The organism is Luteimonas viscosa (assembly GCF_008244685.1).
In the GTDB taxonomy this organism is placed as follows: domain Bacteria; phylum Pseudomonadota; class Gammaproteobacteria; order Xanthomonadales; family Xanthomonadaceae; genus Luteimonas; species Luteimonas viscosa.
In genome coordinates, this window is record NZ_VTFT01000001.1 from 499,064 (window position 1) to 523,009 (window position 23,946).

Annotated in this window: 26 protein-coding genes; 6 read left to right on the forward strand and 20 right to left on the reverse strand. The window is 70.4% G+C overall.

The features are described from left to right. Positions 1-48 precede the first annotated feature (48 nt). Positions 49-885 carry a helix-turn-helix domain-containing protein gene (locus FZO89_RS02310; RefSeq protein ID WP_149101747.1) on the forward strand — a complete coding sequence of 279 codons (837 nt, stop codon included), beginning with the start codon at positions 49-51 and terminating at the stop codon, positions 883-885. Here the strand turns inward: FZO89_RS02310 and FZO89_RS02315 are convergent. The 11 genes from FZO89_RS02315 to FZO89_RS18625 all read right to left on the reverse strand — a co-directional run bounded on the left by FZO89_RS02315 (position 882) and on the right by FZO89_RS18625 (position 11,807). After that, positions 882-1,280, reverse strand: a complete 399-nt coding sequence (locus FZO89_RS02315) for a hypothetical protein (RefSeq protein ID WP_149101748.1) — start codon at positions 1,278-1,280, stop codon at positions 882-884. The two genes, FZO89_RS02310 and FZO89_RS02315, sit on opposite strands and share 4 nt — an antisense overlap. After that, the gene (locus FZO89_RS02320) at positions 1,277-2,047 is read right to left on the reverse strand and encodes a sulfurtransferase (RefSeq protein WP_149101749.1); all 771 of its coding nucleotides are present in this window, start codon (positions 2,045-2,047) and stop codon (positions 1,277-1,279) included. The genes FZO89_RS02315 and FZO89_RS02320 overlap by 4 nt, the downstream gene beginning before the upstream one ends. Positions 2,048-2,090: 43 nt before the next feature. Next, positions 2,091-3,647, reverse strand: a complete 1,557-nt coding sequence (locus FZO89_RS02325) for a leucyl aminopeptidase (protein ID WP_149101750.1) — start codon at positions 3,645-3,647, stop codon at positions 2,091-2,093. A 104-nt stretch (positions 3,648-3,751) separates the two neighbouring features. Next, a complete protein-coding gene (locus tag FZO89_RS02330; RefSeq protein WP_187471008.1) occupies positions 3,752-5,011 on the reverse strand; it encodes an APC family permease in 1,260 nt (419 codons plus the stop codon). 54 nt (positions 5,012-5,065) lie between these two features. Continuing rightward, positions 5,066-5,431 carry a DUF6164 family protein gene (locus FZO89_RS02335; protein WP_149101752.1) on the reverse strand — a complete coding sequence of 122 codons (366 nt, stop codon included), beginning with the start codon at positions 5,429-5,431 and terminating at the stop codon, positions 5,066-5,068. Between the two features lie 126 nt (positions 5,432-5,557). Continuing rightward, complete coding sequence (locus tag FZO89_RS02340; protein WP_149103996.1) at positions 5,558-6,181, reverse strand: HD domain-containing protein; 624 nt, start codon at positions 6,179-6,181, stop codon at positions 5,558-5,560. Then, the gene (locus FZO89_RS02345) at positions 6,178-6,639 is read right to left on the reverse strand and encodes a DMT family transporter (protein WP_149101753.1); all 462 of its coding nucleotides are present in this window, start codon (positions 6,637-6,639) and stop codon (positions 6,178-6,180) included. The genes FZO89_RS02340 and FZO89_RS02345 overlap by 4 nt, the downstream gene beginning before the upstream one ends. Before the next feature lie 219 nt (positions 6,640-6,858). Next, on the reverse strand, positions 6,859-8,157 hold the full coding sequence (locus tag FZO89_RS02350; RefSeq protein WP_149101754.1) for an MFS transporter: 1,299 nt from the start codon (positions 8,155-8,157) through the stop codon (positions 6,859-6,861). A 34-nt stretch (positions 8,158-8,191) separates the two neighbouring features. Then, complete coding sequence (locus tag FZO89_RS02355) at positions 8,192-10,240, reverse strand: S9 family peptidase (RefSeq protein ID WP_187471009.1); 2,049 nt, start codon at positions 10,238-10,240, stop codon at positions 8,192-8,194. Between the two features lie 75 nt (positions 10,241-10,315). Beyond that, on the reverse strand, positions 10,316-11,119 hold the full coding sequence (locus tag FZO89_RS02360; RefSeq protein ID WP_149101756.1) for a spermine/spermidine synthase domain-containing protein: 804 nt from the start codon (positions 11,117-11,119) through the stop codon (positions 10,316-10,318). Between the two features lie 157 nt (positions 11,120-11,276). After that, entirely contained in the window at positions 11,277-11,807 is a 531-nt protein-coding gene (locus FZO89_RS18625; protein ID WP_222928074.1) for a hypothetical protein, read from the reverse strand. 12 nt (positions 11,808-11,819) lie between these two features. Between FZO89_RS18625 and FZO89_RS18630 the strand changes: the two genes are divergently transcribed. Continuing rightward, positions 11,820-12,641, forward strand: a complete 822-nt coding sequence (locus tag FZO89_RS18630) for a hypothetical protein (protein ID WP_222928075.1) — start codon at positions 11,820-11,822, stop codon at positions 12,639-12,641. Positions 12,642-12,796: 155 nt separating this feature from the next. Next, positions 12,797-13,888 carry a tetratricopeptide repeat protein gene (locus tag FZO89_RS02375; RefSeq protein WP_149101759.1) on the forward strand — a complete coding sequence of 364 codons (1,092 nt, stop codon included), beginning with the start codon at positions 12,797-12,799 and terminating at the stop codon, positions 13,886-13,888. Positions 13,889-13,909: 21 nt separating this feature from the next. On the opposite strand, the gene FZO89_RS02380 is transcribed toward FZO89_RS02375, so the two are convergent. The 4 genes from FZO89_RS02380 to rlmE form a co-directional block, all read right to left on the reverse strand. Then, positions 13,910-14,176 carry a DksA/TraR family C4-type zinc finger protein gene (locus FZO89_RS02380; protein ID WP_149101760.1) on the reverse strand — a complete coding sequence of 89 codons (267 nt, stop codon included), beginning with the start codon at positions 14,174-14,176 and terminating at the stop codon, positions 13,910-13,912. 49 nt (positions 14,177-14,225) lie between these two features. Further along, the gene (gene folP / locus FZO89_RS02385) at positions 14,226-15,125 is read right to left on the reverse strand and encodes a dihydropteroate synthase (RefSeq protein WP_149101761.1); all 900 of its coding nucleotides are present in this window, start codon (positions 15,123-15,125) and stop codon (positions 14,226-14,228) included. Positions 15,126-15,582: 457 nt separating this feature from the next. Then, positions 15,583-17,496: an ATP-dependent zinc metalloprotease FtsH gene (ftsH, locus tag FZO89_RS02395; RefSeq protein WP_187471010.1), complete on the reverse strand. Its 1,914-nt coding sequence runs from the start codon at positions 17,494-17,496 to the stop codon at positions 15,583-15,585. Positions 17,497-17,526: 30 nt separating this feature from the next. After that, positions 17,527-18,174, reverse strand: coding sequence for a 23S rRNA (uridine(2552)-2'-O)-methyltransferase RlmE (gene rlmE, locus FZO89_RS02400; protein WP_149101763.1), 648 nt, complete (start codon positions 18,172-18,174; stop codon positions 17,527-17,529). 136 nt (positions 18,175-18,310) lie between these two features. Here rlmE and yhbY point away from each other — a divergent pair, with 136 nt between their 5' ends. Both yhbY and FZO89_RS02410 read left to right on the forward strand, forming a co-directional pair. Beyond that, positions 18,311-18,616 carry a ribosome assembly RNA-binding protein YhbY gene (gene yhbY, locus FZO89_RS02405; protein WP_149101764.1) on the forward strand — a complete coding sequence of 102 codons (306 nt, stop codon included), beginning with the start codon at positions 18,311-18,313 and terminating at the stop codon, positions 18,614-18,616. 13 nt (positions 18,617-18,629) lie between these two features. Continuing rightward, positions 18,630-19,025 carry an Mth938-like domain-containing protein gene (locus FZO89_RS02410; RefSeq protein WP_149101765.1) on the forward strand — a complete coding sequence of 132 codons (396 nt, stop codon included), beginning with the start codon at positions 18,630-18,632 and terminating at the stop codon, positions 19,023-19,025. A 29-nt stretch (positions 19,026-19,054) separates the two neighbouring features. On the opposite strand, the gene FZO89_RS02415 is transcribed toward FZO89_RS02410, so the two are convergent. Genes FZO89_RS02415 through surE form a run of 4 tightly spaced genes read right to left on the reverse strand, consistent with a single transcriptional unit; the run spans position 19,055 to position 21,999 of the window. Then, a complete protein-coding gene (locus FZO89_RS02415) occupies positions 19,055-19,876 on the reverse strand; it encodes a peptidoglycan DD-metalloendopeptidase family protein (RefSeq protein ID WP_149101766.1) in 822 nt (273 codons plus the stop codon). Next, complete coding sequence (locus tag FZO89_RS02420; protein ID WP_149101767.1) at positions 19,873-20,523, reverse strand: exopolysaccharide biosynthesis protein; 651 nt, start codon at positions 20,521-20,523, stop codon at positions 19,873-19,875. Before FZO89_RS02420 ends, FZO89_RS02415 begins: the two co-directional genes overlap by 4 nt. A gap of 10 nt (positions 20,524-20,533) precedes the next feature. Next, positions 20,534-21,217 (reverse strand): protein-L-isoaspartate(D-aspartate) O-methyltransferase, encoded by a 684-nt coding sequence (locus FZO89_RS02425; protein ID WP_149101768.1) that lies wholly within the window; start codon positions 21,215-21,217, stop codon positions 20,534-20,536. Beyond that, complete coding sequence (gene surE / locus FZO89_RS02430) at positions 21,217-21,999, reverse strand: 5'/3'-nucleotidase SurE (protein ID WP_149101769.1); 783 nt, start codon at positions 21,997-21,999, stop codon at positions 21,217-21,219. Before surE ends, FZO89_RS02425 begins: the two co-directional genes overlap by 1 nt. A gap of 101 nt (positions 22,000-22,100) precedes the next feature. Between surE and FZO89_RS02435 the strand changes: the two genes are divergently transcribed. Then, positions 22,101-22,646 (forward strand): Smr/MutS family protein, encoded by a 546-nt coding sequence (locus FZO89_RS02435; RefSeq protein WP_149101770.1) that lies wholly within the window; start codon positions 22,101-22,103, stop codon positions 22,644-22,646. 198 nt (positions 22,647-22,844) lie between these two features. On the opposite strand, the gene truD is transcribed toward FZO89_RS02435, so the two are convergent. Next, positions 22,845-23,906, reverse strand: coding sequence for a tRNA pseudouridine(13) synthase TruD (gene truD, locus FZO89_RS02440; protein ID WP_149101771.1), 1,062 nt, complete (start codon positions 23,904-23,906; stop codon positions 22,845-22,847). Positions 23,907-23,946 lie beyond the last annotated feature (40 nt).

The window sequence follows — 23,946 nt, forward strand, 5'->3', positions numbered from 1 at the left end:
CCCGCCAGGTAAGCGTCCGCCAGGGTGCGAGCGGCTATCGTGACCGGCATGAACACGCCCCAAGCCCACCTGCGCAGCGTCGGCGAGCAGTTGCGCCACTGGCGCCAGCGCCGCCATCTGTCGCAACTCGACCTCGCCGGCCTGGCCGACATTTCCTCGCGCCACCTGAGCTTCGTCGAGACCGGACGCTCGCTGCCGAGCCGGGCGATGCTGCTGCGCCTGTCCGACCGGCTGGAGGTGCCGCTGCGCGAGCGCAACGCGCTGTTCGTCGCCGCCGGCTACGCCCCGGTCTACAGCGAGCGCCGCATCGACGACCCCTCGCTGGAGCAGGCGCGCAAGGCGATCGACCTGGTGCTGCGCGGTCACGAACCCTACCCGGCGCTCGCGGTCGACCGGCACTGGCAGCTGCAGGCCGCAAACCGCGCGCTGGCACCGCTGCTCACAGGGGTCGCGCCGCAGTTGCTGGCGCCGCCGGTCAACGTGTTGCGATTGAGCCTGCATCCGGAGGGCGTGGCGCCGCGGATCCTCAATCTCGGCCAGTGGCGCGCGCACCTGCTGCATCGACTGCAGCAGCAGATCGATGCGACCGGCGATGCCGTCCTGCTGGCGCTGCACGCGGAACTGGCGTCGTATCCGGCGCCCGCCCATGACGACGCGCCGGACCCCGATGCGGTGGTGGTGCCGATGCGGATTCGCTCGGAAGTCGGCGAGCTGTCGTTCCTCAGCACCACCACCGTGTTCGGCACGCCGGTCGCGGTGACGCTGTCGGAACTGGCGATCGAATCGTTCTTTCCCGCCGACGCGGCGACCGCGAACCTGCTGCGCACCGGCGGGTTCCTGCGCGCGATGGAAACGGATCCGCCCCCGGACCGCGACGCCCGCTAGCGCGGCGGCCGCTCCGCTCCGGGATCCGGCAGCGGAGCGACCCGTTCGTCGCCGGGCGCCGGATCCATCGCTACCGGGGCCTCCGGCTCCGGCAACGGCTGCGGCGCCGGTGCGATGCGGTCGACCACACCCTCCACGACCCCGTCGACCACGCGATCGGCCACTTCACCGGCGACCACCGAGGGCCGCACCACGTCCTCGATGCGCCTGCCACCGAAATCCGGGCCGAGCACGTAGACCAGCTCCGACACCGTCGGCCAGCCCATGTACGGCGCCGCCAGCCAGTACGCGCCGACCAGCGCCAGCACGAACATCGCGATCTTCAGCAACGCCCCGACCAGCTTGAAGGCCAGGTAGACGCCCACCACCAGCAGCACGAGGCCGATCCAGCTCATGCCGCGAGTTCCCGTGGCGCATCCGTGCCGGCGTGGTCGACCAGCGCACGCAACGCGGGATCCAGTGCCACCCGGTCGTCGAACACGAAACAGCGGCCCGAGTAGCCCGCACCGCCCACCGCCTCGAAGTAGCCGAGGATGCCGCCGTCGAGCTGCAGCACGTTGTCCATGCCGCTTTCGCGCATCCACAGCGCCGCCTTCTCGCAGCGGATGCCGCCAGTGCAGTAGCTGACCACGGTGGCATCGGCGAGCGCGTCGCGATGCGGCGCCAGCGCCGCCGGCAGGTCGGTGAAGTTGTCGATCGGCAGGGTCAGCGCGCCTTCGAACGCGCCGTGCGCGGTTTCCTCGCGGTTGCGGGTGTCGAGCAATACAACTCGGCGCCCGGCGTCGTCCACACCCTGCGCCAGCCAGCGCGCGAGCACGCGCGGGGCAACCGCCGGCGCGCGATCCCCGCGCAGCGGCGAAGCCCCGTCGCGGCGGAAGCTGATGATCTCGCGCTTGGTCTTGACCTTCAGCCGCCCGAACGGGACCGTCGCGCTCCTGCTGTCCTTCACCGCGATGTCGGCGAACCGCGGATCCGCGCGGAGGTGCCCGAGGAAGGCAGCGATCGCCGCATCGGTGCCGGCCAGGAACAGGTTGATGCCTTCCGGCGCCACCAGCACGGTGCCGCGCAATGCGCCCGCTTCCGCCCAGACGCGCAGCTCGGCGGCCAGGCCCCGAGGGTCGGCGATCTCGACGAAGCGGTAGGCGGCGATGTTGCGGATCATGGCGGCATTGTAAGCCGGCCCGCTCGAACGGCCCGCGACCGCCCTACTCGTGGTGGTCGCGCACGAAACGGTCGAGCAGGCGCACGCCGAACCCGGAGGCGCCTTCGGGTACGGTCGGCGACGCGCTGTCCTTCCAGTCCGAGCCGGCGATGTCCAGGTGCGCCCAAGGCAGCGCGCGGTCCACCCACTCGCCGATGAAGTACGCGCCCACGCCCGCGCCGGGCGTGCCGCCGCCATTGCGCAGGTCGGCGATCGGCGACTTCAGCCGCTTGCCGTACTCGTCGCGCAGCGGCATCCGCCACAGCTCTTCGCCGCTCGCCTCGCCCGCGGCGAGCAACTGCCCGGCAAGGCGGTCGTCGCGCGAGAACAGGCCGGCGTAGTCGCCGCCCAGCGCCGCCACGATCGCGCCGGTCAGGGTCGCCACGTCGACCACCAGCTTCGGCCGGTCCTCGCGCTGCACGTACCACAGCGCATCGGTCAGCACCATGCGTCCCTCGGCGTCGGTGCTCATGATCTCGAAGGTCTTGCCCGACGCGGTGCGCACCACGTCGCCGGGACGCGATGCGCTGCCGGAGGGCATGTTCTCGGCCAGCGCCGCCACCGCCACCACGTTCACCGGCGCCTTGCGCCCGGCCAGGGCGATCGCGGTGGACACCACCGTGGCCGCGCCGGTCATGTCGCCCTTCATCTGCCACATGTTGGTGTTGGGCTTGATCGAGATGCCGCCACTGTCGAAGGTGATGCCCTTGCCGACGAAGGCCAATGGCGCATCGCCGGCGCGGCCGCCGTCGTAGCGCAGCAGCAGCAGCCGTGGCGGGCGCACGCTGCCCTGGCCGACGGCGAGGATGCCGCCCATGCCGAGCTTCCGCATCGCCGCCACGTCCAGCACTTCGATGCGCAGCGGCAGGCCGGACGCCGCGGCGCGCACGCGCGCGACGAATTCCTCCGGCCAGAGCGCGTTGCCGGGTTCGGTGGCCAGGTCGCGCGCCAGCGCCACCGCATCCGCGACCGGCTTCCACTGCGCCACGTACGCATCCCCCGCCGCCTTGCCGGCACGGGTGCGGATCACCAGCTCGCCCTTGCCGGTGGCCGCGTCGTCCCCGGCCTCGTCGCCGGTCTTCTTCGAACGGTACTTGTCGAACGTGTACTGGCCTAGCGACGCGCCCAGCGCCAGGTGCGCCGCGGCGTCGGCCTCGTCGCCGTCCCACACCAGTTCGACCCGCGTGGCGCGGCTCTTCGCGAACGCCTGGGCGACGCGCCCGCCGACATCCTCCAGCTCGCGCGGCGCCAGCGACTGCTTGCCGACGCCAACGACCAGCAGCCGCTCGTAACCGCCGAAGCCCTTCAGGTCCAGGGTGCTGTCGGCCTTGCCGCGGAACCCTTCCGCCTGCGCCGCGCGGCGCAGGGCGCCGCCGCTGCGCGCGTCGATGGCCGCGAAACTGCCGCCTTCCGGCAGGTCCTCGGCCACCGCGATGGCGACCGCACCGGCCTCCGGCAGCGCATGCGCATCGAACGCCAGGCTGCGCTGCGCCTGCACGGCGCACGGCCAGGCGGTGGACAGGCTCAGGAAAAACACGAGCGCAAAGCGCGTTCTGGACATCGACTGCCCCGGAGCGGGAGGGAGAGAAGACGCGGACCACCGGAGGCGGCCCCCATCGAGGACCTACCGTACCGTGCGTTCCCTGCAGCGGGGCATGCCGAAAGTCATGCGGGCGAGGCAGGGGCACGCCGCGCGCGCCCTGCAAGCCACATCAGCAGGGCGCCGACGGCCATCGCGATCCCCACGTTGCGCAGCTCTCCGACACCCGCGTGCAGCACCAGCCACGCGATCACCAGCATGGCGACGCCCGCCACCCACGTCCCGGCCGGCACCGTGAAGGCCGCGGCTGCCACACCCGCGCCTTCGCGCCGCCGCAGCACCGGCACCGCCAGGCAGGTGGCGGCGTACGCCAGCAGCCGCGTGATCGTGCTCAGCGCCACCGCGGTGAGGAACGAGCCGGACAAGGTCAGCACCAGCATGCACGCGGCGGTCAGCCCGATCGCAAGGTACGGCGTGCGGTAGCGCGCATGCGTGCGCGCGAACGCGGCCGGCAACTGGCCCTGCTCGGCCATCGCGTAGAGGATGCGCGGCGCGGCCAGCACCAGCCCGTTCAACGTACCGGAGATCGACACCACCGCGCCCAGCACGATCACGCTCGCACCCAGGCTCCCGGCGAAACTGCCGGCGGCATCGGCCAGCGGCGTGGTCGAATCCGCGAGACCGGGCAGCGTGCCGATCGCCACGGCCTGGATCAGCAGGTACAGCGGCACGATCACCGCCATCGACGCCAGGATCGCGAATGGCAGGGTACGCCGCGGCTCCCGCACCTCGCCGGCAGGCACGGTCGCGGTCTCGAAACCGGTGAACGCGAACACCAGCAGCAGGATCGCGGCGGTGAACTCCATCGGTGCCGGGGTCGAGGCCGGCACGTAGCGCGCCGGCTCGACGAAGAACAGGCCGATCGCGACGAACAGCACCAGCGGCACCAGCTTGCCGACGGTGAACACGTTGGCGACGATCGCCGCGGTGCGCACGCCGCGGATGTTCACCGCCGCGATCACCACGGTCGCCAGCGTGGCGACCGCGATGCGTCCGCCTCCCGAGGCCAGCGCCGGCCAGGGATGCGCGAGATAGTCGATCAGCAGGTTGCACAGCGCGGCGAACGCAGTGACCCGCGTCAACCACACCAGCCAGCCGACCTGGAAGCCCACGAACGGACCGAACGCGGTGCGCGCGTACAGGTAAGGGCCACCGGTGTCCTCGAAACGGCTGCCGACCTCGGCGAAGCACAGCACCACCAGCAGCACCAGCAGCGCGCAGGCGACATAGGCCAGCAGCGCGTACGGGCCCAGCAGTTCGTGCACGCGCGAGGGCAGGCCGAAGATGCCGGCACCGATCACGGAGTTGATGAACAGCGCGACCATGCTGCCCCGACCGATGCCTCGGACGAGGCCGCCCCGCGCCATGGACGCCATCGATCAGCGCCCGATCAGGTAAGCGGGCAACGCCATCAGCCCGAGCAGCAGCGCGATCGCGACCACGATCACCAGCACGCGCAGCGGTTGCGCACGCACGAGGTCGGCGAATGTTTCGGCGGTGCCCTCGCGTCTTGCCTGGGCGTGCTCCGCGCGCACCCGCACCACGCGCTCGCGCTGATAGTCGGCCATCCGCCGCTTCGCCTCGGGCACATCGTCGTCGTTGCGGACCCAGATACCGCCAGCGGAGATCCCGAGCGGGCCGGGGCGGGTCTCGTAGAAGTCGATCCGCGCGGCCGCGAGCAAGGCGCGGACGTCGTCGGCCTCGTCATCGGGCACGTGGCGCAGGTTGAGCAGCAGTTTCGCCATGGGCCGGATCATAGCCCGATCATGGGTCCGGACCACGCCAGCCGGTCGACGCACCGCACGATGCACGCGAGGCACCCGGGCCAGCGACGACCGCAGGCCCCGCCTGCGGCGGGACGCAGGCGCCGTTCAACGCTTGCTGGTGATCGCCCGGCGCAGGTTGGCGCGGGCGGGGGCGTCCAGGCGTTCGTGGAAGAACTCGCTGAGGTAGATCCGCGGCCTGGCCAGCAGCGACTTGAGGAAGCGGCGCCGGTTGATCCGGAACAGCCAGTCGGGGACGTGGCCGCGGTATTCGGCGGCGATGGCGCGGTCGTAGGCGTCGAACACGTCCGGCCCGGCGCCGAGGATCGCCATGTCGCAATCGAGGAAATGGCAGGTATCGGCCGCGACCGCGGTCTTGCCGAAATCGTGCGGACCGAACTGGCCGTGACGCGCGGTGAGTTCGATCAGTTCGGCCACGCGTCCGGATTCGATGCCCGCATCCGGCAGCCAGCGCGCGATCTCGTCGACCGCGAACCGTGCCGAGCGCGCCTCGTTGTCGCGGCGACCGGCCTCGTACACCGCGTCGTGGTACAGCACCGCCAGCCGCACCTCGTCGGGCTGTACCCAGCCCGGACCAGTTGCGACGGCATCATAGTGGCGCAGCACTTCGCGCACATGTCCGAAATCGTGGTAGGCGCGCGGTGGATCCGCGTACGCGGCTTCGAGCGCCTCGAGCTGTCCCGGCGGCAGCGTGACCACGTGCGCCGTCAGCCCGGTTGCCAGGGACGCACCACCAGCGCCGCGCCCACGATCACCAGCAGCGCGCCGAGCACGCGCACGAAATCCGCCGGCCGCGCCGTTCCGAGCACGCCGAAATGGTCGAGCACCAGCGAGGACACCACCTGGCCGAGCACGACCAGGCAGATCATCGCACCCGCGCCGAGCGTCGGCACCAGCCAGGTGGCCGCGAACACGAACACCGCGCCGATCGCGCCCCCGACCCAGATCCACGCCGGCAGCGCGCCCACCGGCACGGCCGGGAGGAACGGCGTGCGCGTGACGAGGAGCACCAGTCCCAACAGGCAGGTGCCCACCAGGAACGAGACGAACGAGGCATACAGCGCGCCCTGCGTGAGCGCGCCCAGGCGTGCGTTCACCAGCGCCTGCAGCGGCAGCAGCGCGCCGATCACGACCGCCGCCACGATGCCCAGCAATGCCCAGCCCTTCATGCCCGTTTTGCTCCGGAGATCGTTCGTCGGATGTCGGCCAGTCTAGTGGGTCGGGCGTGGAAAGGCCGCATCCATGGCAGTGCGTGCTTGGAAAACACGATCACCGTTCACCGGGTGCGCTTCGCTTACCCGGGCTACCCGGTTGCACCCGCCGCCGCAGAGCGCGCTATCCGCTGGCCGTGCGGTTCCCGATCGACACGCCCACCGCGACGCATCGCACTACCTGTCCGACGGCTGCCGACGCAGCGTGAGCAGCGCCAGCAGCGTGAGTCCCCCCATCGCCGACAGGTACCAGCCCACCGACGCCAGCCCGAAGCGTTCGCCGAGCATGGTCGCGATGTACGGCGCCGGCGAGGCACCGAGGATGCCGGCCAGGTTGAATGCCAGCGAGGCGCCGGTGTAACGCACCGCGGTGGGGAACATCTCGGCCAGGATCGTCCCACAGGGTCCGTAGGTCAGGCCCATCGCGCCCAGTCCCAGCCCGAGGAAGGCCAGCACGCCCCAGTCGCTGCCCGATTCGAGCAGCGGCGCGAACGCGAAGCCGAACGCGATGATCAATATCGTCGCGGCGATCATCGCGTGGCGCCGGCCGAAGCGGTCCGCATACAGCGCCGCCAGCGGAATGGTGACGGCGAAGAACAGCACGCCCAGCATCTGCAACAGAAGGAAATGCTCGCGCGAATAACCCAGCTTCGAGGTGCCCCAGCTCAGCGCGAACACCGTCATCAGGTAGAACAGCACGAAGGTCGCCACCAGCGCCAGGGTGCCGGCGACCAGCCGCCCGGGGAAGTCGCGCACGACCGTGACCATCGGCAGCCGGACCCGCTCGTCCCGGTCGAGCGCCTGCTGGAAAGCCGGCGTCTCGGTGATCCGCAGCCGCACCCACAGCCCGACCAGCACCAGCACCGCACTGGTCAGGAACGGAATGCGCCAGCCCCAGGCAAGGAACGCCTCGTCGCTCATGTAGTGCGTGAGCGCCAGGAACACGCCGGTCGACAGCAGGAAGCCGATCGGCGCGCCGAGCTGCGGGAACATGCCGTACCACGCGCGCTTGCCCGGCGGCGCGTTCTCGGTCGCCAGCAGTACCGCCCCGCCCCACTCGCCGCCCAGTCCCACGCCCTGCCCGAGCCGGCACAGCGCCAGCAGCAGCGGTGCGGCGACGCCGACCTGGGCGTAGGTCGGCAGCAGGCCGATCAACACCGTGGAGATGCCCATCGTCAGCAGCGCAGCGACCAGGGTCGCCTTGCGACCGATACGGTCGCCGAAATGGCCGAACAGGGCCGACCCGAACGGCCTTGCGATGAACGCCAGGGCGAAGGTGGCGAACGACTGCAGCGTCGCCGCGGCCGGATCTCCGGGCGGGAAGAACAGGTGCGGAAACACCAGCACCGCCGCGGTGGCGTAGATGTAGAAATCGAAGAACTCGATCGTGGTGCCGATCAGGCTGGCGAACAGGACCCGGCGCTTGTCCGCGCGCGCGCCGGGAGCTGCGGCGCTCGCCGCCGCGGCCACGCTCATCGGGCGGCGTCCCCGCCAGCTGCGATGCGCGCCCTCACTTCCCGCCCGCCGCTTCCGGCAATGCGTACTCGACCTCGTACGGCGGCGGCTCGCCGCCCGGGCCCTTGAGGTAGTGGTCCATCCACCGCATCAGCCGCAGCGAATAGTCGTAGCGCGAAGCGGCCCGCGCATTGCCGTGACCCTCGCCCGGGTACAGCACCAGCCGCACCGGCGCCTGCCCGGCCAGCTTGAGATGGCGATAGAACATGTAGGACTGCATCACCGGCACCCGCGGATCGGCCTCGCCATGCAGGATCAGGGTCGGGGTCTTCGACTGCCGCGCGTAGGTGACCGGACTGGTCTTGCGGAACAGTTCCGGATCTTCCCAGGGCCAGGTGCCCATGTGCACCAGGTGCTGTTCCCAGGGGATGTCGCCGGTGGTGACCAGGCTGGCCTGGTCGGAGATGCCGACGAACATCACCGAGGCCGCGAAGCGCTCGCTGTAGTAGGTCGCGCCCCACGCGCTGGCATAGCCGCCGTAGGAACCGCCGGTGATGCCGACCCTGTCCCTGTCCACCAGGCCGAGCCCGACGAGATGGTCCACTCCGTCGACCACGTCGTCGAACTCCTCCATGCCGGGGCGACCGAAGCCCTTCTTCGAGAACTCGACGCCGCGCCCGGTGCTGCTGCGATAGTTGGGCAGGAACAACGCGTAGCCCCGCGCGGCGGCGTGCTGCAACGGCTGGGAATAGGCCGTCAACCAGCCGTTGACGTAGTGCGATTCCGGGCCACCATGCACCACCACGATCAGCGGCACGCGCGCATCGTCACGGCGTTCCAGCGGATGCACCAGCAGCCCCTCGATCTCGAGGCCGTCGCGCGCCCGGTAGCGGATCACTTCCTGACGCGCGAGGCGAACGTCCTCCAGCCAGGGATTGCTGTCGGTCAGTTTCCGCGGAGCGGCCGTGCCCGCAGGCAGCAGGAACGCCTCGGACGGATGCTGCGGCGTGCTGCCGACCAGGGCGATGTCTCCCCCGTTCGATCGATTGAATCCGGACCACACCGGCCCCTCTGCCGCCAGCAGGGTGCGTTGAACACCACCATCGACGCCGACCTCGCCCAGCCGCGCCTGCACGCCTTCCCAGCTGATGAACTGCACGGTGCCCGCGTCGCGCCACTCCACGTCCACCACGTGGCCCGGGAGGTCCGGCAAAAGGTCGCGCCAGGCGCCGCCGTCGCGGCCGACCACGAACAGCCGCCCCTGCTGCGCGTCGTGCTCGTCCTGCGCCGAGATGAAGGCCAGGTTCGCGCCGTCCGGGCTCCACGACAGGCCGCCGATCTTGCCGGGATTCTCCACCCGGCCCAACTCCCTGCCCTCCGGGGTAACGATGCGCAGGCGGGTGAAGACCAGCGTGTCGTCGGTCAACTGCCGGGGCGCGACCAGCAGCGCCAGCCGGTCGCCGGCGGGACTCCATCGCACGGCCTGCACGCTGCCCTCGAGCTCGAGCAGGCGCGGTTCCGGCGCATCCTCGCCGATCCCGGCGATCCACACCTGTACCGGACGCCAGTCTTCCTCATGGACTTTCTGGCTGAAGCCCTTCTTCTTCAGCGCCTTGAGCTCATCGCTCTCCGGCTCGGTGGCCAGCAACGCAACGCGGCGACCGTCCGGCGACAGGCTGAAGGCGGTGATGTCGGACTCGAGCTTCGCGATCGCGACCGATTCGCCGCCGTCCACCGGGATGCGGTACAGCGTGCGGGTGTCGTCGCCCTGGCGCTTGGCGAGGTAGGCCAGCGCACGTCCGTCCGGCAGCCAGTCCACGCCGGTCACGTTCACCTTGCCGGTGACGAAGCCACGGCTCGTACCCTCGCGCGAGGCGACGTGCAGCTCGGCCCAGGCCGGACCGTCGTCGCCTTTACCTATTTCGCGCGGTACCGACAGCACGTAGGCCACGTGACGGCCATCCGGGCCGATGGCGGCCCGGGTGACCGTCCGCGTCTTCGCGATCTGCTCCAGCGTCATGCCGCCATCGGCGGCCACGGCTGGCGATCCCAGCCCGAGCAACAGCAACGACAGGCCGACGGCCCACAAGATCGGATCGCGCATCCAGGCTCCCCATGCAGTCATGATCCGGAAACTTTCGCCCGCACAAGCCGCGATGGCAAGCGCGGGCCGTCGGGCTCAACGCTCGTGCCAGGCGCGCGCGACCCGGGAAAAGACTTCCGCCAGTTCGCGCGCCACGCGGCGCGGCAGCTTCGCCACGATCGCCGGCAGGTCGATGCGACCGTCCTGGAAGGGGTCGCCCTTCCACGCGAACGCCACGCGGTTGCTCTGGCGCTTTTCCTCCAGGATCCACACCCGGTCGCCACCGAAGCTTCGCCGCAGCCTGTCGACATGGGTGGCGAAATCGGTCGCGTACAGGTTGCCGGCCATGACGCCGCCGGGCACGAGCGCATCGCGGCAGTCGTCGTAGAAGCGCTGGCTGGACAGGGCCGCGGGAATCCCGCTCTCGTCGTAGCCATCGACCAGCAGGATGTCGAACCGGCCGCGGCGTTCGCGGACGAACCGCGCACCGTCCGCGAGCAGCACCTGCAGGCGCTCGTCGTCGGGCGGTACCCGGAAGGTGCGGCGCAGGTCGAGCACGTGCGGGTTGTTCTCGGCCACCTCCACCCGTGCGCCTGGCAGGTGCCGGTGGCAGAACTTGGCCTGCGAACCGCCGCCGAGCCCGATCATTCCGATCAGCGCGGGCTGCGGCTGCCAGAGCAGGCCGGCCATCATCGTGCGCGTGTAGTCGACCTGCAGGTGGCCGGGACGGAACGTGCGCATCCGGCTCTGCGACACCCCGCCCTCGAACTGCAGGTCGGTGTGGAACCAGCCGCGCCGGACCACCGGCTTGCGAGGGACCGCATCGCGTGCGTCGCTGGCGGACGCCCGGACCGGGACGGCGGCATCTTCCTCGCGCCGTCTGTCGTCTTCTTGCGTCATGCTCCCGCCTGGTACCCGACACGCGCGGAAGACTACACCCAGGCGCGCGCCAAACGCCTGCGCACGCGGCGCGTTGACGGCGCCCGATGGCGAAACCGGGTCGCGATTCAACTGGAACCGGTTACCCGTCCCGCCGGTGAACCGGGGCCCGCGACCCTCAGAATGCGTTCATCGTCGCGATCGACACTGGTGATGTTCCGACCAGGGCGTCGGCAGGGGCAGCACCATGAGGCACTTCGATTCTTCCCTCCGCATCTTCGGCGCCACGCTGGCGATCGGCATGGCACTGGCCACGGCGCTTCCCGCCGGCGCACAGGACGCACGACGCGATCGCGACGATCCGCGGCAGGCCCGCCAGGAACCGCGTCGCGCGGACGCCCCCTCGCGACGCGACGACGCCGACCGAATCCGTGCGCAGCGCCCGCAGGCGCAGCAGCGTCCGCCGGCGGCGAATCGCGCAGATCGCCCGCAGCCGCAGCGCAGGGTCTCCACGCGGCCGCAGGCTCGGGTACGCGAACAGGCCGATCGCCCTCCCACCGGGCTCGTCCCACGTCGTGAACAGCAGGCACAGCAGCAGGCGCGCGCGCGCATCGAGCAGGCGCGGCACCAGCGCGAAGCTTCCCGCCAACGCGAAGACGCGGCGCGGCGGCAACGGGCGCAGTCGACGCAGCGCGAACAGCAGCGCCACAACGAGAACCGCGTGCAGCGGATGCAGGCCGGACCCGAGCGACGCGCTACCGGCGGCGACGCGCGCCGGGTGCAGGCGCAGCGCGACCAGGCCCGGCGCGACGATGCCCGGGCCCTGCGCGAGCGACAGCAACGCGAACGCCTGCAACAGCCCCGTCGCGAGACCGCTGGCCCGGCGCAGCGCCAGCGGCGACCCGACAGCCGCGACGCCACCCAGCGCCTCGATCGCGCCCGGCAGGAGGCGCGCATCGAGGCCGATCGCCGGCGCGCCGAACAGTTCCGGCGCGATCGCGAGCGCCAGCAAGGCATCGCCGGGCAGCGCAGCGCCGAGCGCGCCCGCATGCTGCAGCAACAACGCCGCATGGCCCAGTACCGCTACCAGCAGCAGTACCACGCCCGGCTGCACGAACAGCAGCGACGCTGGCGTGCCAGCCGGTACGACTACGGGCGCGACCCGTACTACTCCACGCCGGCCAGCTACCGTTACACCTACGGGGGTCGCTGGCACCAGACCAACCGCTACGGCGCGGACCTGATGCGCCGGGCCGTCCACTACGGCTACGCCGAAGGCATGCGTGCGGGTCGCGCCGACCGCGAGGACGGCTGGCGCTACGACGCCCGCGGCAGCTATGGCTACCTCGATGCGAGCTACGGCTACGACGGCCACTACATCGCCCATGACCAGTACGCCCACTATTTCCGCCAGGGATTCCGGCACGGCTACGAGGACGGCTACCACGGCCGCAATCGCTACGGCCATCGCGACGAGCGCGGCGACTATGGGGTCCTGGCCGCGGTGCTGGGAGCGATCCTCGGGCTGCAATTGCTGAACTGACCGCGCTCCCGTGGGCCTGCGAACACGGCGCCGCGCCGCCCTTCGCGCTTCGACTCCGTCCGTCGGGAAGCCGAACCTGAACCCGCAGCACGGCAAACGGCACCGGGGGAGAGGCGTAGACTGGCGCCAGCAGTTCGACGTGGGAGACCCACGACATGTTCGCATGGCTTCTTGGCGCGGCCCTGACCCTGGCGCCCGCGATCGCGCCCGCACCCGCGCCGCCGCCGGTGCCCGATCCGCCAGCTCCCCCATCGGCGGAGGAAATCTTCGCCATCCCGGCCGCATTGCGGCAGGCATTGCACGAACAGGTGGTGGCGGACGGTGGATCGGACCACCAGCGCCTGTCGCGTCTGGTGCGTTTCATGTTCGATCCCGAAGGGCTCGGCATGCGTTACCAGCACGACGGCAACTTCACAGTCGCCGAGGCCTGGCAGTCCCGCAAGGGAAACTGCCTGAGCTTCACCCTGATGACGATCGCGCTGGCGCGCGCGGCCGGACTCGATGCCTACGGCCAGGAGATCTCCAGGACGCTGTCCTGGTACAGCGAGGGAGACACCCTCTACTTCAGCAACCACGTCAACACGGGCGTCCAGATCCACAGGCAGCGCTACTCCGTGGACGTCGCCAGTGACAGCGTACTGACCGCGGAACCCCCGAAACAGGTCGATGACGAACGCCTGCTGGCGATCTTCCACAGCAACCGCGCCGCATCGTTGCTGACCGAAGGCAGGCTGGAGGAGGCGGCGACGTACATGGCGTCTGCGCTGCGCGCGGACGAACGCTATGCCGCCGCCTGGAACAACGCCGGCGTGCTGGCCCTGCGCGAGGGCAGGCCGGATCAGGCCGAACAGCACTTCCTGAAGACCCTGGAGCTCGACAGTTCGCACGACGGCGCGATGATGAACCTCGCGTCGCTGTACGCCGCGCGTGGCGACCGGCAGCGCGAGCACGAATACCGCAAGCGGATCGAGCGGGCACGCCAGCGCAACCCGTTCCACTACTTCATGCTCGCACTCGACGACGAGAAGCAGGGCGATTACACCGCCGCGGCAAAGCGCTACCGGCGCGCGATCGGGCTGTACGACGGCGAGCACCGGTTCCATTACGGCCTTGCGCGCGCCTACCTGCACCTGGGCGACTTCCGCAAGGCGGGCGACGCCCTGCGCCGCGCACAGTCGCTCGCAAGCGACGGCACCAGCGAGCGCTACCAGGCCAAGCTCGACCGCCTGCGACGCAAGGGGTTGTAGGGCCGGTTCAACGCAACCGGTTCAACGCAGCTGGCTGTCCTTGCTGCCGCGGCGGTTGTAGCCGGCGTGCGATTCCCCATCGTGTTCCTCCGCTTCCTGGCACGCGATGCACAGGCGCACGCCGGGCATCGCCTTGCGGCGCGCCTCCGGGATCGGCGCATCGCATTCCTCGCAATGCGAGCGGCCCGGGCCCTGCGGCAACTGGCTGCGCGCCCGCTTGATGCCGTCCTTCACGGTCGCGTCGATCTGGTCCTGCACCGCGCCATCGCCTGCCCAGCCGGTTGCCATGGTGGTTCTCCGTCTACCCGTCCTGCCGCCTGTCTACCGCACTGCGTGTTCAGATCTCGTCGGGCCAGCGGATCGACGGCGCCTGCACATCCCTGCGTGGCATGACGACCGCCGCGACCGCCTGCCACACCTTCAGTGCATCCACGGTCGCAGCGACGTCGTGCACCCGCACGATCCGGGCGCCGCGCTGCGCCGCCAGCAGGTGCGCGGCGACCGAGCCGTGCACCCGCGCCTGCGGATCATCGCGGCCGGTCAGCTCGCCGATCGTGCGCTTGCGCGACAACCCGGCCAGGACCGGCACGCCGAGCTCGGTGAAGCGCTCGAGTTGCGCCAGCAGTTGCAGGTTGTGCGCGGCGTGCTTGCCGAAGCCGAACCCGGGGTCGACCACGATGCGCTTCTTCGCGATCCCCGCCATCTCCAGCGCGAACACGCGCTCGGTGAGGAAGCGATGGACCTCGCCGACCACGTCGTCGTATTCCGGCGCGTCCTGCATCGAGCGCGGCTCGCCGAGCATGTGCACCAGCGCCACCGGCACCGCGAGCGACGCCGCCATGTCGAGCGCACCTTCGCGGCGAAGCGCGTACACGTCGTTGATCATCGCGGCACCCGCGTCGACCGCCGCACGCATCACTTCCGGCTTCGAGGTATCGACGCTGACCGGCAGCCCGGTTTCACGCGCCAGGCGTTCGATCACCGGCACCACCCGCTCCAGTTCTTCCGCAACCGGGACTTCGACGGCCCCGGGACGCGTGGACTCGCCACCGACGTCGAGCAGGTCCGCGCCCTCCTCCGCCAGCCTCAGGCCATGCGCCACCGCCGCGTCGACGGTCGCATGCGCACCGCCATCGGAGAAAGAATCGGGCGTGACGTTGACGATGCCCATGACCCGGGTGCGGTCGAGGCGGAGGATGCGGCCGGCGCAGTCGAGCTGGGGAGCGGTGTCGAACATTGGGGATTGGGGATTGGGGATTGGGGATTGGGGATTGGGGACTGGGAACCGGGAACCGGGAACCGGGAATCGGGAATCGGGAATCGGGAATCGGGAATCGGGAATCGGGAATCGGGAATCGGGAATCGGGAATCGGGAATCGGAGGCAGCCTATCGGGTTGTCATCCCGAGTGCAGCGAGGGATCCAGCCTGGGCCGCGCCAAACGGATCCCTCGCTTCGCTCGCGATAGCACGATGGGAGGCGACGTTCAGTCGATTGGCGGGTTCCGTTCGCTCCAGCCTGCCAGTCACGTCAGCTCGATCGTCGCTACGCGCGGGGACCCGGGAGCTGTGCTCCCGAACCCCACCTCGTGCCGGGAGCGCATGCCATCCGGCATAACGCGAAAACGCCGGTTCCCCGGCGCTTTCGCAAAGCCATTGGCGGACGCCAGGCCGCAGCCGGGCCTCGAAACCGGGCTCAGGTCTGCTCGGCCGGCCCGCCGATCGGGGGCAGCGGCCGGGAATCGCCGTCGCCACCCTTGCCACCGCCCTTGCCCGACTCGATCCAGCCCATCGGCGGCGGCGGGTCGCGGCCTTCCATGATCGCGTCGATCTGCGGCACGTCGATGGTCTCGTACTCGAGCAGCAGCTTCGCCATCGCATGCAGCTTGTCGAGGTTGCCGGTCAGGATCTCGGTGGTACGGCCATAAGCCTTGTCGAGGATGCCGCGCACCACCTCGTCGATCCTGCGCGCGGTGTCGTCGGACACGCTCTTGTGCTGGGTCACCGAACGGCCGAGGAACACCTCGTCCTCGTCCTCGCTGTAGGCGATCGGCCCCATCTCGTCCGAAAGGCCCCACTTGGTGACCATGTTGCGCGCCATCTTGGTCGCGCGCTCGATGTCGTTGGACGCACCGGTGGTGACCTTGTTGGCGCCGAACACCAGCTCCTCGGCCACGCGCCCGCCATACAGCGAGCACAGCTGCGATTCGATCGTGGTGCGGTTGTAGCTGTACTTGTCGCCCTCGGGCAGGTACATGGTCACGCCCAGGGCGCGGCCGCGCGGGATGATGGTGACCTTGTAGACCGGGTCGTGCTCGGGCACCAGGCGGCCGACGATGGCATGGCCGGCTTCGTGGTAGGCGGTGAGGGTCTTCTCCTCCTCGCTCATCGCCATCGAGCGGCGCTCGGCACCCATCAGGATCTTGTCGCGCGCCTTGTCGAAGTGGTCCATGCGCACGTCCTTGCCGTTCTCGCGCGCGGCGAACAGCGCCGCCTCGTTCACGAGGTTGGCCAGGTCCGCGCCGGAGAAGCCGGGCGTGCCGCGCGCGATCACCAGCGGTTCGACGTTGTCGGCCAGCGGCACCTTGCGCATGTGCACGCGCAGGATCTGCTCGCGGCCCTTCACGTCCGGCAGGCCGACCACCACCTGGCGGTCGAAGCGGCCCGGGCGCAGCAGCGCGGGGTCGAGCACGTCGGGACGGTTGGTCGCGGCGATCACGATCACGCCCTCGCCGCCCTCGAAGCCGTCCATCTCCACCAGCAACTGGTTCAGGGTCTGCTCGCGCTCGTCGTGGCCGCCGCCCAGGCCCGCGCCGCGATGCCGGCCGACCGCGTCGATCTCGTCGATGAAGATGATGCACGGCGCGTGCTTCTTGGCCTGCTCGAACATGTCGCGCACGCGGCTGGCGCCGACGCCGACGAACATCTCGACGAAGTCCGAACCGGAGATCGAGAAGAACGGCACCTTGGCCTCGCCGGCGATGGCCTTGGCCAGCAGCGTCTTGCCGGTGCCGGGCGGACCTACCATCAGCACGCCGCGCGGGATCTTGCCGCCGAGCTTCTGGAAGCGCGACGGGTCGCGCAGGAACTCGACCAGTTCGGAGACCTCCTCCTTGGCCTCGTCGCAACCGGCGACGTCGGCGAAGGTGACCTTGGTCTGGTCCTCGTTGAGCAGCTTCGCGCGCGACTTGCCGAACGACATCGCGCCCTTGCCGCCGCCCTGCTGCATCTGCCGCATCATGAAGAACCAGAAGCCGATGATCAGCGCCACCGGCAGCAGGTTGATGAGGATGTAGATGAACGACGGGCCGGTCGACGGCGGCGCCGCCTGGATCTCGACCTTGTGGTTGATCAGGTCGTCCATCATGCCTTCGTCGCGACGCGGCGCGATCACCGTGCCGCTCTCGCCGCCCTTGGTGACGAACTCGACCGTCTTCTCGTCCTCGGCGATCTTCACCGACTGGATCTGGTCGCGACGCACCTGCTCCATGAATTGCGAGTAGCGCACTTCGCTGGTCGCGCCGGTGCCCGGGTTGAAGCTGTTGAACACCAGCATCAGCACCACGGCGACCATCGCCCACAGCAGGAGGTTCTTCACCAGGTCATTCATCGGGATTTCCGGGACTCCAATGGGGTCATGCTACTTGATTGCCGCCAGCTTGCCCTGCGCCAGCGCATAGACTTCAGGCGAACGCCTTCGCGAGGCGGCGGGCTTGCGGATCGCGACCTTCGCGTAACGCCTGCGAAGCTCGCGTACGAAATCGTCGAAACCGGTGCCCTGGAACAGCTTGATCAGGAACGTGCCGCCGGGCTTCAGGTGGCGGTCGGCGAAGTCCATCGCCAGTTCGGACAGGTACATCGCTCGCGGCTGGTCGACCGCCTCCACACCACTCTTGTTGGGGGCCATGTCCGACAACACAAGGTCCACGGCCTGGCCGGCCAGCATCGTCTCAAGCCCGGATAAGACCGCATCCTCCCTGAAATCGCCATGAAGGAACTCGACCCCGGCCAGCGGCGGCATCTCCAGGATGTCCAGGGCCAGCACCCGCCCCGGCCTCGCCGGATCGAGCCGGTCGAGCTCCTGGCGGATCCATTGCGACCAGCCGCCGGGTGCCGCGCCGAGGTCGACCACGACCATGCCGGGTTTGAGCAGGCGGTCGCGCTCGACCAGTTCCTCGAGCTTGAAGGCCGCGCGCGAACGCAGGCCCTCGGCCTGGGCCTTCTTCACGAAGGGATCGGAGAAGTGTTCCTTCAGCCAGCGCTGGCTGCTCTTGCTGCGGGTGGCCATGGGTTCATCCCCCTCCTCCGTGGGGAGGGTCGGGTGGAGGCGGCCAGTGCGGTTGCGGGGGCACGGCGCCCCCGGAAAGAGGTTGCGGGGCGGCATGATACCCTGCGCCCCAGTCCTTCACCCCGCCCAGCACCCGATGTCGATCGCCCTGACCGCCGCCCAGAACCGCTTCCTGCGCGGCCAGGCGCATGAACTCAAGGCGATGCTGCAGGTGGGAGGCAAGGGCGTGACCGACGCGGTGGTCGCCGAGATCGATGGCGCACTCGAGCACCACGAACTGATCAAGATCAAGGTCGCCGCCGCCGACCGCGAAGAGCGGGACCTGTTGATCGGTCAGCTCGCGCAACGCAGCGGCGCCGCCCTGGTGCAGCGGATCGGCCATGTCGCGGTGCTGTACCGGCCGTCGAGGGACAAGCGCCAGATCGTGCTTCCGCGGGCCTAGCGCCCCGAGCAGGATGCAACTGGTCCACGAACAACCCGATTTCGAGTTCTTCCTGCGCGGTGCGGACGGCCGCGGCGCGCGGGTCAACGACCGGCGGCTGGACGCCAGCTTCATCGTCGCGCCCGACCGGCTGCTCGAGCACTGGCCGGTGACCGACGCGCTCACCCTCCGCGTGGGCGACCTCGAACCCCTGTTCGCCCTGCAGCCGGAACTGGTCCTGCTCGGCTGCGGCGAGACCCAGGCCTTCCCCCCGCAGGACGTACTCGCGGCGTGCCTGACGCGGGGGATCGGGCTGGAGGCGATGACCAACGCCGCGGCGGCGCGCACCTTCAACGTGCTGGCCGGGGAGGGGCGGCGCGTGGCCGCCGGTTTCATCATCGGGACGACCGGGGCCGGCGACCCTACCTGAACCGGGAACCGCTGCCCGGTTCGTCCTGTTCAGCGACGCGGCAGGTGCTGCAGCGGATCGACCGGCTTGCCGTTGTAGCGGATCTCGAAGTGCAACATCTCGCGCGCGGCACCGGTGCTGCCCATCTCCGCGATCTGCTGGCCCGCGGACACCCGCGCGCCCTCGTTCACGAGGCGGGTGCGGTTGTGGCCGTAGGCCGACAGCCACTGTTCGTCGTGCTTGACGATCACCAGTTCGCCATAGCCCACCAGGCCGGAACCCGAATACACCACCACGCCATCGGCAGCCGCACGCACCGCCTGGCCGCTCCTGCCGGCGATGTCGATCCCCTGCCGCGTGGCATCGCCCGCTGCGAAGCGGTTGAGGATCTGGCCATCGGTCGGCCAGCGCCAGCCCAGACGGCTGCTGGAGGGTGGCGGCGCCGAAGGTTGCGGTGGCGCCTGGGTCGGGCGCACGGCGGGTCGCTGCGTCGTGCCCGAGGATCGCGTGGCCGATCGCGACCCGCTCCCGGTGCCCGGATACAGTCGCAACCGCTGTCCCGGATAGATCGTGTAGGGCGGCGATACGCCGTTCCACAGGGCCAGGTCCATCGGGCTGATGCCGTTGTTGACGGCCAGCCGGTACAGGGTGTCGCCGCGCCTGACCACGACGCTGGCGCCCGGCTTCGGAGTGGACACCTTGGGCACCGATCCCCCGCCCTGGGTGCGCACCACCTTGCTGCTGCAGCCGGTCACCAGCAGCAGCGCCAGCAGCGCGGCCGCGGGCGCGCGCAGCCGCGTGATTCCGCGCCGCGTGTTGTTCCTTGCTTCCCGATCCACCGCTGCCCCCGTGTCCGCGCCGATGCCGATCATGCCGTGAACCGCTTGAACAGTTCCTGCGCCACCAGTCCGCCGCCGCCGATCAGCACGCTGAAGTACACCATCGTCCCCAGGTTGGCGAGATGGCCGAGCAGTACCGCGCCACCGTCGCGCTGGATGAAGCCGATCGCGTACGCGAGCAACGCCAGCGCCGGCAGCGTATTGCTGAACGGTACGAATCCGAACGGCGCCATCAACAGGAGGGCCGCGAGGATGAAGGCGAGGTTGTTGACGATGTCCTGGGCGCGCCCGTCGACCAGCACGGCCAGGCGATGCGGTCGGCTCAGCTTCTCGAACCGCTGCACCCAGCGTAGCCCGCCGGCCAGTCCGGGCCGCAACCGGTCCGAAGGCAGCCGGCGGTGGCGCACGCGTGACGGCAGCCAGAGCTGGCGACCCAGCAGCCGGCTCATGCCCACCAGCAGGATCGCCGCGCCGAAGACCGTGCTGACGCCGGGGATCGACACCGGGATCAGGAACACCAGGGTCAGCAGGATGCACAGCAGCAGCAGGCCTTCGTCGCCGAACAGCTCGAGCAGTTCGCCGAGCGTGACGTGGTCGGGCGGCAGGCGCGCGATCATGCCGGCGATCTGCGCGCCGAGGCTTGCGTCGTCGCCGCCGGACGCGGCCCTGGCATCGGTCATCGCCATCGCCTCAGTCGATGGTGCCCGACAGCAACGGGACGAACACCACGGGTCCGAGGTCGCGACGCGCGATGGTGCCGTCCGCTTCCCTGCGCAGCATCAGCAGTTGCTGCGCACTTGCGGCACCCACGGGCGCCACCAGAACGCCGCCGGGCGCGAGCTGCCCGGTCAGGGCCTCCACCAGGGCCGGCGCACCCGCGGTGACCAGGATGCCGTCGTAGGGGCCGTTCTCGGGCCAGCCGACGCGGCCGTCGTCGTGCTTGCTGCGCACATTGAGGCCGAGCGAGCGGAAGCGCTTGCGCGCCACGCGCAGCAGGTCGCCGATCCGCTCCACGGTATGCACTTCCAGGCCCAGCGCGGCGAGCACGGTGGCCTGGTAGCCGGAGCCGGTGCCGACTTCCAGCACCCGCGAGGGCGTATGGCCTTCCGCGAACAGGGCCTCGGTCATGCGCGCCACCACCCACGGCTGCGAGATGGTCTGGCCGTGGCCGATCGGCAGCGCGGTGTCCTCGTAGGCGCGGGTGGCCAGCGCCTCGTCGACGAACAGGTGCCGCGGCACGGTGCGGATCGCGTTGAGCACGCGTTCGTCCGCGATGCCATTGCCGCGCAGGCGTTCGATCAGGCGGTCGCGCACGCGCTGCGAGGTCATGCCCAGGCCGATCGCCTCGGGCTGCAGGCGAAGTCGCGGCGTCATCACTCCCGCGGCTCCTTCAGTTCCGCCGCGAGACTGCCGACCCAGCTCGACACCTGCTCGAGCGCCTGGTAGCGCGTGAGGTCGACATGGATCGGGGTGATCGAGATGTGCCCGTAGCGCACCGCGTGGAAATCGGTGCCGGGGCCGGCGTCCATCTCCGGACCCGCCGCGCCGATCCACCACCAGGTACGGCCGCGCGGGTCCTCCTGCTTCGTGCAGGGCTCGGCGCGATGGCGGTTGCCCAGGCGCGTGACCTCGAAGCCGGCGATCTCGTTCCAGGCACGGTCGGGCACGTTGACGTTGAGGATGGTGTCGGCGGGCAGCGGGTCGCCCTTCAGGCGCTCGACGATCTCCACCGCCGCGCGTGCCGCGGTCTCGTAGTGGCGGCCGTCGTGGTTGACCGTCGCCAGCGACATCGCGATCGCCGGCAGGCCGAGGAAGCGGCCTTCCATCGCCGCGGCCACGGTACCGGAATAGATCACGTCGTCGCCGAGGTTGGCGGTGTTGTTGATGCCGGAAACGACGAGATCGGGTTCCTGCTCGAACATCCCGGTGATGGCCACGTGCACGCAGTCGGTGGGAGTGCCGTACACGCGCCAGACGGCATCCTCCAGCTGCTGCACGCGCAGCGGCATGTCCAGGGTCAGCGAATTGCTGGCGCCGGAGCGGTCGCGGTCGGGGGCGACGATCAGGACCTCGTGGCCGGCATCGCGCAGCCCCTGCGCCAGGATGCGGATGCCGGGGGCATCGACGCCGTCATCGTTGCTGACCAGTACGCGCATGAACCTCTGGATTGACCCTTGCCGCGGATGTCGTCGGCGCATGATACCGGATGCGCGATGCGATCCGGACCGGAACGCGGGATCGCGGCATACTTGCGATCATGACCAAGCACCGCCCACCGCCGGACGAGGACGATGCGGCGCTGTTCCGCGACGCGATCGGCCCGGTGCGCGAACTGCCGCAGGTGGAGGCGCCGCCCGCGCGCCCCAGGCCGCGGCCCGGCACGCGCATGGCCGAACTGGACGAGGCCGAGGCGAAGGGCGAGTTCCTGCGCCTGATCGGCACCGCGCCGGTGGAATCCGGCGACACCCTGCGCCATCGCCGAGACGACGTGCCCGCGCACGTGCTCAAGCGCCTGTCGCAGGGCCGCTACGCGGCGCAGGACGAACTGGACCTGCACCACGCCACCGCCGCCGGCGCCGAGGTGCTGCTGCGGCGGTTCTTGCTCGACGCGCGCGACGCCGGCGCGCACTGCGTGCGCGTGATCCACGGCAAGGGGCTGGGTTCGGACGGCGTCCCGGTCCTGAAGAACCTGGTCGACCGGCACCTGCGCCAGCGCGGCGACGTGCTGGCCTTCCACTCCGCACCGGCGGCGCAGGGCGGCACCGGGGCGGTGCTGGTGCTGCTCAGGCCGCGCGGTGCCTGATCGGACCTGGCGCTCGCCGCGCCCGGGCCTGCCGGCAGGTCGATCCAGTGAACGGCGACGCCTCTGCGCGCCGCGACCGACTGCACGGCTCCCTTGTGTCCGCGATCGGTCGCGAACTTCCCCGGCTACGGGTCGCCATGAAACCGGGCCCTGCGACCCGCATCGGCCCGGACTGGAGTGGCGCAGGTGTCCGGTGTGTCATTCCGGGGAATGGTCGGTGGCAGGTGCGGCGTGCATCTCGCCCAGTTCGGCGAGCACGCTGGTCGCGTAGGCGCCTGGCGGCAGGGAGAACCCGAGCCGCAACGTCGCTTCGTCCGGCCACTGCCAGGTCAGCTGGCCAGGCCGCAGCCGCGTCGCACGGCGCTCCTGCCGCAGGCCCGCCGCCTCGAGGCCCGCGCGCAGCCGCATCGCCGGTTCGTCGCCGAGCACCGAGGCCTCCAGTTCACGCGCCGCTCCCTGCGTACGCGGCTCCCCCTTTCCCCACAACGGTGCGGTCGGGTGGATATCGAAGCCCGCCAGACGCGCCGCCAGTCCCGCGTCGAACGGTTCGGGGCCGAACACGCTGCGACTGCCATCGAGCATCCAGATCTCGCCTTCCAGGCCAGCATCCCAGTTGCCCTGCCCGACACGCTGCGCGAGCACGCGGTTGAACAGTTCCGAACGCGCAGCCGACAGCAGCAGCGACCGCTCCTCGCGACGCACGCGACGACCCGCGAACATGGCCAGCGCACGCGCCAGGTTGCCGCCGTCGCGGCCGAAGCGCTGCTCGCCGAAGTAGTTGGGCACGCCGCGCCCGGCGAGCGCCTGCAGGCGCGTTTCGACCATCTCGCGCCGGCCCTGCACCTCACGCAGGGTCAGGATGAAACGATTTCCCGCCAGCGCGCCCCGCGGCAGCTTGCGCCCGTGTCTCACCGCCTGCAGCACGCGCAGTCCCTCCCCGCTCGCCGCATCCTCGAACGCCAGCGCCTCGAGCGGCGGATCCGCGCGCCCCGGCAACTGCACCGAAAAGCGCTGGCGCGTCAGTGCATGCCGGTCCTTGAGACCGGCGTGGCCGATCGCCGATTCCGGCACGCCTGCCCACTGTGCGACGCGCCGCGCGACGAACGCGGTGTTGAGCCCGCGCTTCTCGAGCGTCAGCAGCAGGTGCTCGCCGGCGCCGTCGGCCTCGAACGCGTCGATCTCCTCGACGAAGAAGTCCTCGGGCACCTGCCGCAACCGTGCCACCAGGACCGGCGCCCCATGCGCACGCGGCAGGGTCACCGCGATTCCATGCGCCTGGCAGATGCAGACGCACGGCGCC

What these genes read in the sequence shown, in the direction of transcription:
- FZO89_RS02310 (WP_149101747.1), top strand. Translation starts at nt 49, where the DNA reads ATGAACACGCCCCAAGCCCACCTGCGCAGCGTCGGCGAGCAGTTGCGC.
- FZO89_RS02315 (WP_149101748.1), bottom strand. Translation starts at nt 1,280, where the DNA reads ATGAGCTGGATCGGCCTCGTGCTGCTGGTGGTGGGCGTCTACCTGGCC.
- FZO89_RS02320 (WP_149101749.1), bottom strand. Translation starts at nt 2,047, where the DNA reads ATGATCCGCAACATCGCCGCCTACCGCTTCGTCGAGATCGCCGACCCT.
- FZO89_RS02325 (WP_149101750.1), bottom strand. Translation starts at nt 3,647, where the DNA reads ATGTCCAGAACGCGCTTTGCGCTCGTGTTTTTCCTGAGCCTGTCCACC.
- FZO89_RS02330 (WP_187471008.1), bottom strand. Translation starts at nt 5,011, where the DNA reads ATGGTCGCGCTGTTCATCAACTCCGTGATCGGTGCCGGCATCTTCGGC.
- FZO89_RS02335 (WP_149101752.1), bottom strand. Translation starts at nt 5,431, where the DNA reads ATGGCGAAACTGCTGCTCAACCTGCGCCACGTGCCCGATGACGAGGCC.
- FZO89_RS02345 (WP_149101753.1), bottom strand. Translation starts at nt 6,639, where the DNA reads ATGAAGGGCTGGGCATTGCTGGGCATCGTGGCGGCGGTCGTGATCGGC.
- FZO89_RS02350 (WP_149101754.1), bottom strand. Translation starts at nt 8,157, where the DNA reads ATGAGCGTGGCCGCGGCGGCGAGCGCCGCAGCTCCCGGCGCGCGCGCG.
- FZO89_RS02355 (WP_187471009.1), bottom strand. Translation starts at nt 10,240, where the DNA reads ATGCGCGATCCGATCTTGTGGGCCGTCGGCCTGTCGTTGCTGTTGCTC.
- FZO89_RS02360 (WP_149101756.1), bottom strand. Translation starts at nt 11,119, where the DNA reads ATGACGCAAGAAGACGACAGACGGCGCGAGGAAGATGCCGCCGTCCCG.
- FZO89_RS02375 (WP_149101759.1), top strand. Translation starts at nt 12,797, where the DNA reads ATGTTCGCATGGCTTCTTGGCGCGGCCCTGACCCTGGCGCCCGCGATC.
- FZO89_RS02380 (WP_149101760.1), bottom strand. Translation starts at nt 14,176, where the DNA reads ATGGCAACCGGCTGGGCAGGCGATGGCGCGGTGCAGGACCAGATCGAC.
- folP (WP_149101761.1), bottom strand. Translation starts at nt 15,125, where the DNA reads ATGTTCGACACCGCTCCCCAGCTCGACTGCGCCGGCCGCATCCTCCGC.
- ftsH (WP_187471010.1), bottom strand. Translation starts at nt 17,496, where the DNA reads ATGAATGACCTGGTGAAGAACCTCCTGCTGTGGGCGATGGTCGCCGTG.
- rlmE (WP_149101763.1), bottom strand. Translation starts at nt 18,174, where the DNA reads ATGGCCACCCGCAGCAAGAGCAGCCAGCGCTGGCTGAAGGAACACTTC.
- yhbY (WP_149101764.1), top strand. Translation starts at nt 18,311, where the DNA reads ATGTCGATCGCCCTGACCGCCGCCCAGAACCGCTTCCTGCGCGGCCAG.
- FZO89_RS02410 (WP_149101765.1), top strand. Translation starts at nt 18,630, where the DNA reads ATGCAACTGGTCCACGAACAACCCGATTTCGAGTTCTTCCTGCGCGGT.
- FZO89_RS02415 (WP_149101766.1), bottom strand. Translation starts at nt 19,876, where the DNA reads ATGATCGGCATCGGCGCGGACACGGGGGCAGCGGTGGATCGGGAAGCA.
- FZO89_RS02420 (WP_149101767.1), bottom strand. Translation starts at nt 20,523, where the DNA reads ATGACCGATGCCAGGGCCGCGTCCGGCGGCGACGACGCAAGCCTCGGC.
- FZO89_RS02425 (WP_149101768.1), bottom strand. Translation starts at nt 21,217, where the DNA reads ATGACGCCGCGACTTCGCCTGCAGCCCGAGGCGATCGGCCTGGGCATG.
- surE (WP_149101769.1), bottom strand. Translation starts at nt 21,999, where the DNA reads ATGCGCGTACTGGTCAGCAACGATGACGGCGTCGATGCCCCCGGCATC.
- FZO89_RS02435 (WP_149101770.1), top strand. Translation starts at nt 22,101, where the DNA reads ATGACCAAGCACCGCCCACCGCCGGACGAGGACGATGCGGCGCTGTTC.